Origin of the sequence: Rheinheimera sp. (genome assembly GCF_037442345.1) — a bacterium.
GTDB lineage: Bacteria > Pseudomonadota > Gammaproteobacteria > Enterobacterales > Alteromonadaceae > Pararheinheimera.
The window spans coordinates 31,910-45,654 of sequence record NZ_JBBIQL010000019.1 but is presented as its reverse complement, the minus strand read 5'-3'; the positions used below and the strand labels follow the sequence as shown (position 1 = coordinate 45,654).

The window sequence follows — 13,745 nt, the reverse complement described above, 5'->3', positions numbered from 1 at the left end:
TAATTTAACCAAAACGGGTCAGCTGTGCAAAAGTTGCACAACAGCAGGGCAAAGAAAAAATTCATGTAAATCAGTGCTTAAATTAAATTTCCGCACTGCTTTGGTGAAAATTTTTCTGCAGGGGCCTTGCTGAGTTCCGCTGTCTTGATGTATTAGTAATACAATATTATTTTATTAGTTGCTAGTGGATTCAGCTATGGCCAATGACGATAAGAAAAAAGTGCAGCTCCGTTCTGCCAGCTGGTTTGGAACCAACGACAAAAACGGTTTTATGTATCGCAGCTGGATGAAAAACCAGGGTATTCCGGATCACCACTTTCAGGGCAAACCTGTGATTGGCATCTGCAACACCTGGTCTGAACTGACGCCCTGTAATGCGCATTTCCGTCAGATTGCTGAGCGGGTAAAAAACGGTATCCGCGAAGCCGGGGGGATCCCGGTGGAATTCCCGGTGTTTTCCAACGGTGAGTCCAATCTGCGTCCGACCGCTATGCTGACCCGTAACCTGGCGGCTATGGATACCGAAGAAGCCATTCGTGGCAACCCTATTGATGGGGTGGTGTTGCTGGTGGGCTGTGATAAAACCACCCCTGCACTGCTGATGGGGGCCGCCAGCTGCGACCTGCCGACCATTGTGGTCACAGGCGGCCCTATGCTGAACGGCAAGCACCACGGCCAGGACGTCGGTTCTGGCACCCTGGTGTGGCAGGCGCATGAAGAATACAAAGCCGGCCGTATTTCGCTGGACGAATTTATGGCGATGGAAGGCAGCATGTCGCGTTCGGCCGGTACCTGTAACACCATGGGTACGGCTTCTACTATGGCCTGTATGGCTGAATCGCTCGGCACCAGTCTGCCGCACAATGCCGCCATTCCGGCTGTGGATGCACGCCGTTATGTGCTGGCGCATTTATCTGGTATGCGCATTGTCGATATGGTGCATGAAGACTTAAAACTGTCGAAAGTACTGACCCGCGACGCCTTTATTAACGCCATTCGCACCAACGCAGCCATTGGCGGCTCCACCAATGCGGTGATTCACCTCAAAGCCATTGCTGGCCGTATCGGCGTGGATTTGTCGCTGGACGACTGGAACCACGGCAAAGTGGTGCCGACTCTGGTGAATCTGCAGCCATCCGGCAAGTACCTGATGGAAGAATTCTACTACTCAGGCGGTTTACCGGCGGTGCTGCGCCGCCTGGGTGAAAACGACTGGCTGAATAAAGATGCGCTGACAGTAAACGGCCGCAGCATCTGGGACAATGTCAAAGAGGCGGCCTGCTACAACGATGATGTGATTCGCCCGGTCGACAATCCGCTGGTCGCCAGCGGTGGTATTTGTGTGCTGCGTGGCAATCTGGCGCCACGCGGCGCTGTGCTGAAGCCGTCTGCCGCCACTCCAGCCTTACTGAAACACCGTGGCCGGGCTGTGGTGTTTGAAAACTTTGACCATTACAAACAGCGGGTGAATGACCCGGAGCTGGATATCGATGCCAGCTGTGTGATGGTACTGAAAAACTGTGGTCCGAAAGGCTACCCAGGCATGGCTGAAGTCGGCAATATGGGCTTACCGCCTAAGTTATTGAAACAAGGCGTCAAAGACATGGTGCGTATTTCGGACGCCCGCATGAGCGGCACCGCCTTTGGCACTGTGGTGTTGCATGTGACCCCAGAAGCCATGGAGTTAGGTCCTCTGGCGGCGGTGCAGGACGGCGACATGATTCAGCTGGACGCCCACAATGGCATTTTGCAGCTGGAAGTGTCGGACGAAGAACTGGCGGCACGGCTGGAAAAACTGAAAGCCAGTCAGGTGATTTTCCGCACTGGCGGTTACCTGGAAATGTACCGGGAGCGGGTGTTGCAAGCCGATGAGGGCTGCGATTTTGATTTCCTGGTCGGCTGTCGCGGTGCGGCCGTACCGGCTCACTCGCACTAGGTCTGGCAAATATTTGTAAGGTTTAGGCAACGCTCTTCAGAGACCGGGCAGGTGGGTGGTGCCAGCCTGACCGGTTATTTTGTACGAGGCAAAACAATGAATTTAACCAATAACTACCCCAGTCTGGCCGGTAAAACAGTGTTTATTACCGGCGGGGGCTCTGGCATAGGTGCTGCGTTGGTTGAAGCCTTTGTCGCACAACAGGCCAAAGTGGCTTTTGTCGATATTCTTCAAGCCGAATCGGATGCACTGGTGCAAAAGCTGCTGGTGCAGTACCCGCAGGCACAGCTGAAATTTTATCTCTGTGATTTGCTGGATATTGCCGCCTTGAAAGCCGTCATTACCCGGGTTCGTGACGATTTAGGGCCTGTTGGTGTGCTGGTGAACAATGCTGCCAGCGACACCCGGCATGATTTTCGTGACGTGACTCCTGAGTACTGGGATCAGCGCATCAATGTGAACTTGCGCCATAAATTTTTCGCTATTCAGGCGGTGTACCCGCACATGCTGGAGTTGGGGGGCGGCTCGGTGATTAATTTTGGCTCGATGAGCTGGCATGAAAGTCAGGGCGGTATGCCGGGTTACACCAGTTCAAAGGCCGCAGTGCTTGGGTTAACCCGTGGCCTGGCCCGTGATTTGGGTGGCGACAATATCCGCGTCAATGCGCTGACGCCGGGCTGGGTGATGACAGAGCGCCAGCTGACTCATTGGGTGAATGAAGAAACGGCCAAAGATATTGAGAAAAACCAATGCCTGAAGCAGCGGCTGATGCCGGAGCATATTGCCGCTATGGCGCTGTTTCTGGCGTCGGACGACAGCGCCATGTGTTCGGCGCAGGATTTTATCGTGGATGGTGGCTGGATTTAAACCGGCTTCAGGGGCCCTGCTGGTCCCCATCTTTTTTGTTTTTAGCGAGTGTTGCAGGGGGAAAACATGGCAATCAGCGGTAAACAGTTAATTAGCGGGCAGTGGATACAGGGTGACGCTGGCAGTTATCAGGCGATCAACCCTGCCACAGCACAGGCGCTGGAACCCGTGATGAGTTATGCCAGCAAAGCTCAGGTGGCAGCAGCTGTGGCGGCAGCCGAAGCTGCTGCGCCGGTGTTTGCCGCCACGTCGCTCTCGGAGCGGGCTGCATTTTTACACCTTTGTGCCGATGAAATTATGGCGCTCGGCGATGAACTGCTGGAGCGCCTGTCGCTGGAAACTGGCTATCCGAAAGCGCGGGCGGAAGGCGAACGTGCCCGCACCTGCAATCAATTGCGTTTATTCGCAAGCTCCATTGTCAAAGGCGAGTACCTGAATATCCGTATCGATACCGCCTTGCCGGAGCGTCAGCCCGTGCCACGGCCGGATATCCGTTTTACCAATCAGCCACTAGGCCCAGTGGTCGTGTTTGGCGCCAGTAACTTTCCGTTGGCCTTTTCGGTGGCTGGCGGGGACACAGCTGCCGCACTGGCCGCAGGCTGTCCTGTGCTGGTCAAAGGCCATAACAGCCACCCTGGTACGTCCGAATTGGTCGCACAGGCGCTGGCGACCGCGGTGCAAAAAGCGGGCTTACCAGGTGGCGTGTTTTCATTGATTATGGGCTCGGGCCGTGAGGTGGGGGCTGAGCTGGTGCAGGCTCCTGCAGTCAAAGCTGTGGGGTTTACCGGTTCGCAAGCCGGAGGTATGGCACTGTTCCATTTAGCCAACAGCCGGCCTGAACCTATTCCGGTATTTGCTGAAATGGGCAGCGTCAATCCTGTGGTGTTGTTACCGGAAGCGCTGGCGGCCAATGCGCAGGGTATTGCCACGGGTTTTGTCGGTTCCCTGACGTTGGGGGTAGGTCAGTTTTGTGTGAACCCAGGGGTGGTGATCGCATTGCAAAGCCCTGCGCTGGATCGTTTTTGCAGTGCCGCCAGCGACGCCTTGGCCAAAGTGCCGGCCGGTGTGATGTTAAATGAAGGCATTGCGGCGGCCTATCACAAAGGTACAGCCCATCTGGCTGCTCAAACCGGGGTTGAACTGCTTGCGTCGGGTGAAGCGGTGGGCGACAAAGCGGGCTTCTGCTCGCAGGCTCAACTGTTTAAAGTGCAGGCGCAAACTTTTTTGACCAACCCGCATTTGCAGGAAGAAGTGTTTGGCCATGCATCGGTGCTGGTGGTCTGTCAGGATAAAACGGAATTACTGCAGGTGGTCAGTAACCTGAAAGGTCAACTGACCGGCACTATTCAGGCAGCGCCCGGCGAGCTGGCTGCTTACCCGGAACTGGTGCAGCTGCTGCGGCAGAAAGTCGGCCGCTTAGTGGTCAATAACTACCCGACCGGTGTGGAAGTCTGTGACGCCATGATGCATGGTGGGCCTTTCCCGGCCGCGACTGACGCCCGTTTTACCTCGGTAGGCACTGCATCCATTGCCCGTTTCGTCCGGCCTATCTGTTTCCAGAATTACCCGGCAGCGCTGCTGCCTGCAGAGCTGCAAAACAGCAACCCATGGCAGTTGCCTCGTTTGATCAATGGCGTCAAAACCACTGCGGCGGTTGAGGCCTGACCATGAGCTTTGTACTGCAGACTGAAACTTTGCAGGTGGCTGCGCTGAAGCAGCCACTGGAGCTGGCTTGGGTGGACACGCCGGCCGGTTACCGTTTTGGTTTCTCTAATCTCGGTGCAGGTTTTTGGTCGGCGCAAATGCCGTCATTTGATGGCAACAGCAAAGTTGAGTTGCTGCAGAACTACCAAAACCCGGCGGAGTTTGCCCGCAACCCGTATTTTTTTGCTGTCTGTATTGGCCGGGTCGCCAACAGGATCCGCCAGGCGCGTTATCCGGCAGAAACAGGCTGGGTCGAATTGCAGGCCAATGAAGGCGAAAAACAATTGCATGGCGGGCCCGATGGCTTTGGCTCGCGCTTTTGGTCATGCCAGACCACAGAGCTTCCGGATGCGGTGCTGGTGGACTACCGCCTGCATAGCCCGGACGGCGACCAGGGCTATCCTGGTGCTGTGGATGTTGTGGTGCAGTACAAAGTGCTGGCGAGTGAAGTGCAGCTGAGTTTCAGCGCTGTCAGTTCGGCCGACACACCTCTGAGCCTGACCAATCATGCCTACTGGAATTTGTCCGGTGCAGCGCAGAGTACAGTGTTAACTCAGCAACTCTGGCTCTCGGCTTCGCATTATCTGGCGCTCGACAGCGACCAGTTGCCGACAGGTGAGGTTCGTGCCGTTAGCGACGTGATGGATTTTCGTATCAGCAAAACCATAGGGCAGGACATTGGTTTAGTGCCTGGTGGTTACGATCATTATTTTGTGCTGAACCAAGGGCGCAGTGCCGAATTACCTGCCGCTATTTTGCGAGACCCGCAATCGGGGCGAACCTTGCAGTTGTTTACCGACCAGCCGGGGATTCAGTTTTACAGCGGAAACTTTCTTGACAGCAGGTTGCCAGGCCAGAATGGCCAGCTGATCCGGCAATACGCCGCCTTATGCCTGGAACCTCATGGCTACCCGGACGCGCCGAACCAGCCGGACTTTCCGTCTTTGCTGCTGCGCAAAGGCGAGACCTACCGGCATCTGACGAGGTTCCGTTTGGGTTACAGCTAAACAATTTAACATCGCACCGGCGCCGCCATAATCAGACTTACAGGCGCCGGTTTTAACAGGGGAGACTGTGATGAATTTTAAACTCGTACTGAGCGCTCTGGCGCTGTCTGTCTGTTCCGCCACGGCATGGGCTACCACTGTGGGTTTTGCTCAGGTGGGCTCTGAAAGTGGCTGGCGTACCCAGTTTTCTGAATCGGTCAAAGCCGAAGCCGCCAAGCGGGGCATTGAGCTGAAGTTTGCCGACGCCCAGCAAAAACAAGAAAACCAGATTAAAGCGGTCAGAAGCTTTATCGCACAGCGGGTGGACGCTATTTTGCTCGCTCCTGTGGTGGAGACCGGTTGGATGCCAGTGCTGCGTGAAGCCAAGCGGGCGCGTATTCCGGTGATTATTCTTGACCGCAATGTGGCGCTGAACGACGACTCCTTGTATGTCACCCGTATTGCCTCCGATTTTACCGAAGAGGGCCGCATCGCGGCGCGCTGGCTGATGCAGCAAAGCAAAGGCCAGTGCAGCATCATTGAATTGCAGGGCACTGTTGGGGCCACGGCGGCTATTGACCGCGCCAAAGGCTTTAACGAAGTGTTGGCGCAGTACCCTCAGTCAAAAATTGTGCGCAGCCAGACTGCGGAATTTACCCGTGCCAAAGGCAAAGAAGTGATGGAGTCCTTACTGAAAGCGGAAAACGGCGGCAAAGGCATTTGTGCCTTGTGGGCCCATAACGATGAAATGGCGCTCGGCGCTATTCAGGCCATTAAAGAAGCGGGCCTGGCGCCAGGCAAAGATATGTGGGTGGTGTCGGTGGACGGCGTGCCGGATTATTTTAAAGCCATGGCCGATGGCGACGCCAATGCCACAGTCGAGCTGAACCCGCATCTGGGCGGCCCGGCTTTTGATGTGGTGAGCAAAGTGCTGGACGGCGACAAAGCCATTCCTAAGCTTATCCGCACCACTGGTGGCCTGTTTACCCAGGACACTGCAGCTGCGGAATACGAAAAACGCCGGTTAAACTAAGGAGGCTGCAATGAGTCAGCCTCTGCTGGAACTCACCGCTATCTGCAAAAGTTTTCCCGGTGTCAAAGCACTGCAGGGTGCTGGCCTGCGGCTCTTTGCCGGGGAAGCCCATGCACTGCTGGGCGAAAATGGCGCCGGTAAATCCACGCTGGTAAAAGTGATGACAGGGGTGTATCGGCCGGACAGCGGTACTCTGCAGTTTGAGGGGCACAGCTGCAAATTTGCCACTCCTCTGGATGCACAGCAGGCAGGGATCGCCACTGTGTACCAGGAAGTGAATTTATTGCCGAATTTGTCGGTGGCCCATAACCTGTATTTAGGGGCAGAACCCAAACGCTGGGGCCTGATAGACCACACACAAATGGCCGCGCAGGCGCGTGATTTGCTGCAAAGTTTTGCGCTTGATATTGATGTGACGAAACCACTGGCCTGCTACTCGATGGCTGTGCAGCAACTGGTGGCGATAGCCCGTGGTGTGGCGCAAAAGGCTCGGGTACTGGTGCTGGATGAGCCCACCGCCAGTCTGGATGCCGGTGAAGTGCAGCAACTGTTCAGTCTGTTGGAGCAGTTGAAACAGCAGGGGGTGGCTATTGTGTTTATTACCCACTTTCTTGAGCAGGTCTACCGGCTCTGTGAGCGCATTACAGTACTGCGTAATGGTTCGCTGGTGGGGGAGTTCCTGACGGCAGACCTGCCACGGGCAGACTTAATTGCCGCTATGCTGGGGCGTGAGCTGGTGCCGCATCAGCCTTGTGCCGCCAAAGAAAAAGCCAGTTTAGGTATGCCGTTGCTACAAACCCAACAAGCCTGTGCTGCCGCTTCAGTACAGCAGCTGGATCTGGATTTACCTAAAGGTCAGGCGGTAGGGCTGGCGGGGCTGCTTGGCTCGGGCCGCACCGAAGTCTGCCGTTTATTGTTTGGGCTAGACCCACTGCAGCAAGGCCAAATTCGCTGGAAAGGACAGCCTCTCAGTCTGAAGCAACCTGCCGATGCGATCGCCGCAGGCATTGCGTTGTGCCCGGAAGACCGCAAAACCGAAGGTATTATTGCGCTTTTGTCGATTCGGGAAAATATTCAGCTGGCGCTGCAGGCTAAACAAGGCTGGTGGCGCCCTATCAGTAAACACAAAGCGCAACAGCTCGCACAGCTGTATATCGACAAACTGCAGATTGCCACGCCGGACGCCGACAAGCCGATAGGCCAGCTGAGTGGCGGTAATCAGCAAAAAGTCATTCTGGCGCGTTGGTTGGCGGTGCAACCTGAGCTGTTGTTATTGGACGAACCCACCCGAGGCATTGATATAGGTGCCCACGCTGAAATTCTGCAGTTAATTCATGAGTTGTGCGAACAAGGCATGTCGTTGCTGGTGACCTCGTCCGAGCTGGAAGAACTGGTGGCTTTTGCCCATAAGGTGGTGGTGCTGCGTGACCGGCAAAAAGTCGCAGAGCTGACGGCTGAGCAAATCCGGCCCGACGCCATTATGGCGGCTATTGCCGGTATAGCACCGTCGGCGCGGACGTCGCCAGTTGGGCAGGGAGCGCAGGCATGAGCAGTGGAGAATGCCCCATGAATGAAACCAAAACGCCGCCGCTGGATGCTGCCAAAGCGGCCCGTTACAGCAAAGGCCACTCGACCCGAAGCTGGCAACAGTGGTTGTGGCCAGTCGCAGCCCTGGGCTTGCTGTTGTTGGTGAACTTAGTGATAGACCCGGCGTTTTTTAGCCTGCAGTGGCAGGATGGCCGGCTCTATGGGCCTTTGATTGATATTGTGAACCGGGCCGCTCCTGTGGCGCTGCTGGCGCTTGGGATGAGCCTGGTGATTGCCACAGGCGGCATTGATTTATCGGTCGGTGCTGTGATGGCGATTTGTGGTGCTGTCTGTGCCAACTTGTTGCTGGCCAGCGGTTGGTCTTTGCCGCTGGTGTTGCTGGCTGCGCTGGCGACGGGTCTGCTGTGTGGTGCACTGAATGGCGTGCTGGTGGCGTATCTGGGCATTCAGCCGATAGTGGCTACCTTGCTGCTGATGGTGGCCGGGCGCGGTGTGGCGCAGCTGTTGAACCAGGGCCAGATTGTCACCTTTCAGAACCCGGATTTTGCTGCGTTGGGCACAGGCGACTGGTTGGGTCTGCCCCTGCCTGTCTGGTTAGTGTTGCTGATGTTAGTGGTGCTGCAGGGGCTGACCCGCAAAACCGCCTTGGGGCTTTTTATTGAAGCCGTGGGCTGCAACAGCAAAGCCAGCCGTTATATGGGCCTGCCGGATCGGCAAATCAAACTGATGGTCTACCTGCTGGCCGGGGCCTGCGCTGCTGTGGCCGGTGTAGTGGCCACCGCCGATATTCAGGGCTCAGACGCCAATAACGCCGGTTTATGGCTGGAGCTGGATGCCATTCTGGCCGTCGTGATCGGTGGCGCGGCGCTGACCGGCGGCCGCTTTAGTTTGCCGCTTTCGGTACTCGGCGCTGTGATTATTCAATGCCTGAGTACCACCATTATTGTCAGTGGCTTGCCGGCCAAATTTAACTTGTTGATCAAAGCCCTGGTGATTTTGGTGGTGCTGTTGCTGCAATCGCCTTTATTCCGCGCTCAGCTCCGTGCCCTGACTGGCCGCTTCAAAGCCAAAGGAGCCTTGTGATGACCTCCCGTTATTTGCCTTTGTATGTCAGCTCTGTACTGTTGCTGCTGTTGTTTGCGGTAGGAGCCGCACAGTTTGATGGCTTTGCCAGCCTGGCCGTGCTGACCAACCTTATCAGCGACAATGCCTTTTTACTGGTGACAGCCCTTGGCATGACGCTGGTGATTTTATCCGGTGGTATCGATTTGTCGGTCGGCTCTGTGATAGCGCTATCCGGTGTGGCCGCTGCTTTGCTGATAGGGTCACTTGGCTGGCACCCGCTGCTGGCTTTTGCGCTGATTTTGCCCTGTGCTGCCTTGTTCGGTGCAGGCATGGGCGCACTTATCCACTATTACCAGCTGCAGCCTTTTATTGTCACGCTGGCGGGCATGTTTCTGGCCCGTGGTGTGGCGACCTTGCTTAGTGAAGAGTCGGTGGCGATTGAGCATCCTTTTTATGATCAGCTGTCTGAATTTGGCCTGAGCCTGCCCGATGGCGGCTGGTTAGGGGCTAGTTCCTTGCTGGCGTTACTGCTGGTGTTGCTGGTGGCGCTGCTGGCGCATAAAAGCCGCTTTGGTGGCCGCATTTATGCACTGGGTGGCAATGCGCAATCGGCCGCGTTAATGGGGGTGCCGGTGGCCCGTACCACTATCCAGCTTTACGCCTTGTCCAGTTTATTGGCGGCAACAGCAGGTTTGCTGTTAAGCCTGTACACCTATTCGGGGTATGCGCTGGCGGCAGTGGGCACTGAGCTGGACGCCATTGCCGCTGTGGTGATTGGCGGTACTTTATTAAGTGGCGGCGTCGGTTTTGTGCTGGGCACAGTGCTTGGCGTGCTGCTGATGGGGCTGATCCAAACCTACATCACCTTTGATGGCAGCTTAAGCAGCTGGTGGAGCAAAATTGTCATTGGCCTGCTGCTGTTTGGTTTTATTGCATTACAAAAAGTATTACAGCGGGGCAAAACACATGGCTGAGCTGAAGTTAATCGCCAGCTTTCAACTGGATAATCTGCTGGGTGAAGGCGTGGTCTGGCATCCGCTCAGCCAGAGCCTGTGGTGGACAGATATTCATGGCAAAGCCTTGTATCAGCTGGGCTGGCCGTCACAGCAACTGCAGAAATTTGAGCTGGACGAGCGCATCAGCTGTTTCGCTCACCTGCCAGAAAACGACAGCCTGGCTGCGGAGTTTCCGCTGCTGGTGGCTTTTGCCAGTGGTTTTGCCTTGTATCACCCTGTGACCAAAGCGCGGCGCTGGCTGGCGAGGCCAGAGCTTACGCTGCCAGACAACCGAATGAATGATGGCCGCGTCGACAGGCAGGGGCGGTTTTGGGCCGGTACTATGGTAGAGCAGGATCAGGGCCAGCGCGGTACTTTGTATTGTTTAACCGCAGAAGGCGCAAAGGCGGTCGTGACGGATCTGGCGATTCCCAATGCCTTATGCTGGAGCCCGGACAGCCGCTTTATATATCACGGTGATTCGCCGACCGGCCAGATACGCCGTTATGGTTTTGACGCTGCCTCAGGGGCTGTGACAGATGGCGAACTCTTTGCTCAAGTGCCACAAGGTGAGCCGGATGGCGCAGTGATAGACGCACAAGGCAACCTCTGGGTCGCACTTTGGGGTGGCGGCGCTCTGGCGCGCTACCATGCAAGTGGCGAACTGATGGAGCTCCACTCCTTACCGGTGTCGCAGCCAACTTGCCTGGCTTTTGGTGGGCCTGAGCTGGACCTTATTTTTGTCACTACAGCTCATGTCGGCTTCAGTGCAGAGCAGCGCGCTGCAGAGCCGCTGGCTGGCGCGTTGCTGGTGTACCAGAGCCAGAGCAAAGGCTTGCCTGAATCGGCATTGCAGTCACTGCATTGGCAGAAGCTAATGGCCCAGGTTGAGGAGGCTGCCAATGCCTAAGTTGTTTGCAGGGCTGATTGCCGTGTTGATGTTTGGCAGTGTTTTAGCCCAAGCTGCCGATGCACCAGTGCTGATCCTCAACCGGGCCGACCCCTGGGTGTACCGTGAGTCTGGCGATTCTTATTATTTCACCGCCTCAGTGCCAGAATTTGACCGTATTGAGCTGCGCCATGCCAGCTCAGTCTTGGGTCTGGCGCAGGCGATACCGCAGGTGGTGTGGCGGAAAAAAGCCAAAGGGCCTATGAGCCTGAATATCTGGGCACCTGAGCTGCACCGGATCGATGGGGCTTGGTATATTTACTTTGCTGCTGGCGAGGTGGACAAGCCTTTTCATATTCGCACCTATGTACTGAAAAATACCTCCGCCAGCCCACTGCAAGGCGAGTGGCGGGAGCTGGGGCCACTGCAATTGCCCTGGGATAGTTTTAATCTGGACGCCACCCATTTTGAGCACAATGGCCAACACTATCTGGTGTGGGCGCAGCAGGATAAATTAAAAAGCTACAACAGCGCGCTCTGGATAGCGCGGCTCAAAAGCCCGATTGAACTGGCCACAGCCCCTGTGCTGCTGACTGAACCCGTGCTGGACTGGGAGCGCATTGGCTACAAAGTGAATGAGGGCCCGGCTGTGCTGCAAAGCCATGGCAAGGTGTATATCAGCTATTCGGCCAGTGCTACCGACCACAACTATGCCATGGGCCTGTTAACGGCGTCAGCTGATGCCGACCTGCTCGACCCGAGCCACTGGCACAAAGCGGCGCAACCGGTGTTTTACAGCAATGAGCAACTGCAACGTTTTGGCCCAGGTCATAACAGCTTTGTGTTGGATGAAAGTGGTCAGCACTGGCTGATGCTTTACCACGCCCGCAATTACAAAGACATTCAAGGCAACCCACTGGCTGATGGCAATCGCCACACCCGGCTGCGCCAGTTACCCATTTCCGCAAACGGCGAATTGCAGTTTGGTCAGCAGTTACCGGACCGTTGGTGAGCTTCGTTTTGGGGTCAGGTCTTGAATTTTGCATTGAAACGCAAAATTCAAGACCTGACCCCTTTTGTTTATTTTTATTAAAATAGTATTGTAATACAAATAAGTTGATCTAATACTTACCCTGACTTTAATTGCAGGCTGCAGCATAGCGGCCGCGTCTTTGAAAACGACAGGGGATAGTATGAAAATGAAATTCCAACCTTTGGTGCTGGCGGTCAGCGCCTGCCTGATTATCGGCTGTGGTGGCGGTGGAGGTGGCTCGACCACACCCACCACGGGCGGCGGCAGCGGAACCCCAACGACACCCACCACACCAACAACTCCGACAGCACCGACAGATGCACCCGGCTTTACTGAAGTGTCGGTGCATGACCCGTCAGTGCTGAAAGTCGGCTCTGAGTTTTATATTTTTGGCTCCCACCTGGCGGCCGCGAAATCCTCGGATCTGATGAAATGGACCAAAGTGGCTGACGGCGTCAACAATACGAACCCGCTGATCAGCAAGGTGCTGACTGAATTAAAAGAAACCTTTGATTGGGCAGAAGCCACCACCTTGTGGGCGACCGATGTGATTCAACTGGCGGACGGCAAGTTTTATATGTACTACAACGCCTGCAAAGGCGATTCGCCGCGCTCGGCACTCGGTGTGGCAGTGGCCGATTCAGTGGAAGGGCCTTATAAAAACAAACAGATTTTGCTGAAATCCGGTATGTGGGGCGAAGCCAGCCCGGATGGCACTGTCTATGACGCGCAAAAGCACCCCAATGTGGTCGACCCGGATGTGTTTTTCGATAAAAACGGCCGGCTCTGGATGCTGTATGGCTCTTATTCCGGGGGCCTGTTTATTCTGGAGCTGGACAAAACCTCAGGCTTACCGCTGCCGGAGCAAGGGTACGGCACGCATCTGATGGGGGGAAATCACAGCCGGATAGAAGGCGGTTATGTGCTGTACAGTCCGGACACCGATTACTACTACCTCTTTGTCTCCTTTGGCGGACTGGATGCGGCCGGGGGCTACAATATCCGCGTTGCTCGCTCCAGCAATCCGGAAGGGCCCTATTTTGATGCACTCGGCAATGATATGGCGTCGGTGAAATCCGACCCGGCAAAAACCTTGTTTGATGACGCCAGTATTGCGCCTTATGCTGAAAAACTGATGGGTAATCATCAGTTTACTGCTCTGGCCGCTAAGGCAGCGGCGCCTGGTTATGTGTCGCCTGGCCATAACTCCGCCTGGTATGACGCCGAGAAAAAACAGTACTTCCTGATTTTTCACAGCCGTTTCCCTGGCCGGGGTGAGCAGCACGAAGTGCGGGTACATCAGATGTTTATCAACTCTGAAGGCTGGCCCGTGGTGGCCCCGCTGCGGTATGCGCCTCCAGCAGACAGCAGTGTCGCCAGCAGTGCGGTGGCCGGAACTTATCAGTTGATCGATCACGGCAAAGATATTTCTGCCACGGTAAAAACTGCCAGCACCATCACCTTGAGTGCAGATGGCAAGGTCAGTGGTGCTCAGACGGGTAGCTGGACCATGAGTGCAAATCAACAAATTAAATTGGTTTTGGATGGCGCTGGAGACTTTGATGGGGTGCTGTCGAAGCAATGGCACCAGGGCCGCACCAACTGGGCTGTGACCTTCTCGGTATTGTCTGATCAGGGCCGCAGTCTGTGGGCAGTGAAAAACCCTTAACCCTCTCAAGTCCGGGCGCA

Annotated in this window: 11 protein-coding genes; all 11 read left to right on the top strand. The window is 55.7% G+C overall.

The annotated features are described in order from the left end of the window. Window positions 1–196 precede the first annotated feature (196 nt). The 11 genes from WKJ04_RS12810 to WKJ04_RS12760 all read left to right on the top strand — a co-directional run bounded on the left by WKJ04_RS12810 (window position 197) and on the right by WKJ04_RS12760 (window position 13,725). Window positions 197–1,936 (top strand): IlvD/Edd family dehydratase, encoded by a 1,740-nt coding sequence (locus tag WKJ04_RS12810; RefSeq protein WP_337880762.1) that lies wholly within the window; start codon window positions 197–199, stop codon window positions 1,934–1,936. Between the two features lie 96 nt (window positions 1,937–2,032). Further along, window positions 2,033–2,803: an SDR family oxidoreductase gene (locus WKJ04_RS12805; protein WP_337880761.1), complete on the top strand. Its 771-nt coding sequence runs from the start codon at window positions 2,033–2,035 to the stop codon at window positions 2,801–2,803. 66 nt (window positions 2,804–2,869) lie between these two features. After that, window positions 2,870–4,468 carry an aldehyde dehydrogenase (NADP(+)) gene (locus WKJ04_RS12800; RefSeq protein WP_337880760.1) on the top strand — a complete coding sequence of 533 codons (1,599 nt, stop codon included), beginning with the start codon at window positions 2,870–2,872 and terminating at the stop codon, window positions 4,466–4,468. Window positions 4,469–4,470: 2 nt separating this feature from the next. Next, complete coding sequence (locus tag WKJ04_RS12795; protein WP_337880759.1) at window positions 4,471–5,514, top strand: aldose epimerase family protein; 1,044 nt, start codon at window positions 4,471–4,473, stop codon at window positions 5,512–5,514. A 70-nt stretch (window positions 5,515–5,584) separates the two neighbouring features. Beyond that, a complete protein-coding gene (locus WKJ04_RS12790) occupies window positions 5,585–6,526 on the top strand; it encodes an ABC transporter substrate-binding protein (protein ID WP_337880758.1) in 942 nt (313 codons plus the stop codon). 10 nt (window positions 6,527–6,536) lie between these two features. Continuing rightward, entirely contained in the window at window positions 6,537–8,075 is a 1,539-nt protein-coding gene (locus WKJ04_RS12785; RefSeq protein WP_337880757.1) for a sugar ABC transporter ATP-binding protein, read from the top strand. 17 nt (window positions 8,076–8,092) lie between these two features. Continuing rightward, complete coding sequence (locus tag WKJ04_RS12780; RefSeq protein ID WP_337880756.1) at window positions 8,093–9,157, top strand: ABC transporter permease; 1,065 nt, start codon at window positions 8,093–8,095, stop codon at window positions 9,155–9,157. Beyond that, entirely contained in the window at window positions 9,157–10,113 is a 957-nt protein-coding gene (gene yjfF, locus WKJ04_RS12775) for a galactofuranose ABC transporter, permease protein YjfF (RefSeq protein ID WP_337880755.1), read from the top strand. The genes WKJ04_RS12780 and yjfF overlap by 1 nt, the downstream gene beginning before the upstream one ends. Continuing rightward, window positions 10,106–11,044 (top strand): SMP-30/gluconolactonase/LRE family protein, encoded by a 939-nt coding sequence (locus WKJ04_RS12770; protein WP_337880754.1) that lies wholly within the window; start codon window positions 10,106–10,108, stop codon window positions 11,042–11,044. The genes yjfF and WKJ04_RS12770 overlap by 8 nt, the downstream gene beginning before the upstream one ends. Beyond that, window positions 11,037–12,035: a family 43 glycosylhydrolase gene (locus WKJ04_RS12765; RefSeq protein ID WP_337880753.1), complete on the top strand. Its 999-nt coding sequence runs from the start codon at window positions 11,037–11,039 to the stop codon at window positions 12,033–12,035. Before WKJ04_RS12770 ends, WKJ04_RS12765 begins: the two co-directional genes overlap by 8 nt. Before the next feature lie 181 nt (window positions 12,036–12,216). Then, window positions 12,217–13,725 (top strand): glycoside hydrolase family 43 protein, encoded by a 1,509-nt coding sequence (locus WKJ04_RS12760; protein WP_337880752.1) that lies wholly within the window; start codon window positions 12,217–12,219, stop codon window positions 13,723–13,725. Window positions 13,726–13,745 lie beyond the last annotated feature (20 nt).